The organism is Salipiger sp. 1_MG-2023, assembly GCF_030547555.1.
Taxonomy (GTDB): domain Bacteria; phylum Pseudomonadota; class Alphaproteobacteria; order Rhodobacterales; family Rhodobacteraceae; genus Salipiger.
Window position 1 is genome coordinate 1 of the sequence record NZ_JAUOQN010000149.1, and the last position, 1,727, is coordinate 1,727.

General features: G+C 61.0%; 4 protein-coding genes. 1 reads left to right on the plus strand and 3 read right to left on the minus strand.

The window, feature by feature from the left end; genetic code table 11:
• The 3 genes from Q4543_RS24275 to Q4543_RS24285 form a co-directional block, all read right to left on the minus strand.
• Positions 1–764 (minus strand): GIY-YIG nuclease family protein (locus tag Q4543_RS24275; RefSeq protein WP_303442700.1); only part of this gene is annotated, 764 nt, incomplete at its 3' end.
• Positions 765–893: 129 nt separating this feature from the next.
• The gene (locus Q4543_RS24280; RefSeq protein ID WP_303442703.1) at positions 894–1,037 is read right to left on the minus strand and encodes a hypothetical protein; all 144 of its coding nucleotides are present in this window, start codon (positions 1,035–1,037) and stop codon (positions 894–896) included.
• Positions 1,034–1,420, minus strand: coding sequence for a hypothetical protein (locus Q4543_RS24285; RefSeq protein WP_303442706.1), 387 nt, complete (start codon positions 1,418–1,420; stop codon positions 1,034–1,036). The genes Q4543_RS24280 and Q4543_RS24285 overlap by 4 nt, the downstream gene beginning before the upstream one ends.
• 130 nt (positions 1,421–1,550) lie before the next feature.
• Between Q4543_RS24285 and Q4543_RS24770 the strand changes: the two genes are divergently transcribed.
• Positions 1,551–1,727, plus strand: a 177-nt coding sequence (locus Q4543_RS24770; protein WP_368502201.1) for a toxin-antitoxin system HicB family antitoxin, incomplete at its 3' end; no start/stop codon positions are given.

Genomic DNA, 1,727 nt, shown 5'->3' on the forward strand with positions numbered 1-1,727 from the left:
CTCTGCGCTTTGGCCCCTGCCGCGATACGCACCGAGCGCAGGATCTCGCCGCGGATCTCCGGGCTGCGCTTGAGCTGATAGGACAGCCGACTGTCCGGGTTCCGGGAAAACCCGAGCTTCACGAACGGCGACTTGTCGGGAAGCGCAAAGCGCATGCAGTAGATGTAGCTTGTGGCGGTGGTCCAGCCCTCGCCGCAACATGCGCAGTTGAAGCGCCCCGATTGCATGTTGATGCGGGCGATGGCCTGCTCGTGGCCGCAGCCGTGGCGATAGGTCCGATAGTTCGGACCGTGATCACGCGCGGGGCCGATCAGGGCCCAGCCCCTCGCTTGTGCCTCGGCCTGTTCCTTCTCGTGCTGACAGATCTCGCAGCGATGGTCGCACACGCCGGCGGCGATCCGTTTGACGAATGCAAACTGGCGCCAGAGTTCATGCCCGCAGGGCGCTTGGTAATAGCCGTAGTGGCGGTCTTCCGGATCGCGCTTGCGCCAGATCAGCCCCGCCGCTTTCGCATCGTCTCGCCAACGAGCTTCCACGCAGTGCGGACATTGCGGCTGGCTCTGCATCAAGACATAGAGCTTGCTGCGGTGCGCCTTGCCGCAGGCGTCGCAGCGCAACATCAGGTGGTAACGGTCATCGACGCGGCATGTGATCGCGAAGCCTTTGTCCTTGGCGATGTCGTGCCAGTGTTCATGAATGGGCATGCCGTTCGGAACAGGCCTGTCGTGAGTGATCTGGGAAAGATGAGTCAGCGGACTGTTCATAGCGGATATCTCCAGGAAGGGGGGATCGTGCCGCAGCCCGAGGTCGGGCACGGTGAAATGGGCAGGCCAGCACAGGCCTCCGGCGCCGATCAGGACACCGGAAGGCAAGCGTGGCGATTTGGGCCGGGGTCAGGCGAAGACGGAGAAAATCCAGGAAGCGCCATCAAGGGTGTGGTCCGGGCAATTCGGAACATCCGGGTTTTCTGCAAACTCACCAAGATCGGCGAGGGCGCGCAGATGGTCCTGGTGCGTCTGAAGCATCGGGCCGATCACATCGTCGTCCGGGCGGCAAAGAACGACGGATGGCTGCCGAGCAATTGGTACAGCCCGGTGAACTCGGCGCCTTTGTCGCTGTCGATCAGGGCGCGGGTCAGCACTGCGCTGCGCTGCAGCGGCTTGTCGGACTCTCGCGCAATTGGCGCGTCGGTGATCATGGTAATGCAGTCGAGTACGGTCGACCGAGCCGCTTCCGCGTCAACCATCCCGTCGAGGAAGGCCGGATCAAAGCAATGCACGCCATCAAGGTCGCGCTCACAGTCGATGTACCGCGCCAAGGCGCTGTTCAGCCGCGTGAAGCCACGCGACACCAACGAAGGCGCAAAATGCGCACACGGTTCCGCGCCGCCCGAGGGCGTGATAAGGGCAAAAGTAGCCATGGTTGATCTCCTGATGATCACGGTGGTTAGGCCCTCGACGATGTTCCAGCATCTTCGGGGGCTGTTTGTTTTTTGCGTATAGGATGTATATACATTGAAACCATGAACGTAAAGAGGTTGTATATACAAAATGCGAGAAAAAAAGACATCGCAGATCAATCTGCGTATATCGCCGAGCCTGAAAGAAGCGGCGGACCGGGCGGCGGCGGCAGATCAGAGATCCCTGACGTCCTTGATAGAAAAGCTCCTCACAGACCATCTTCGCAAGACCGGGTTCCTCGGCGAGCCTGACTCATCAGCCGACAGG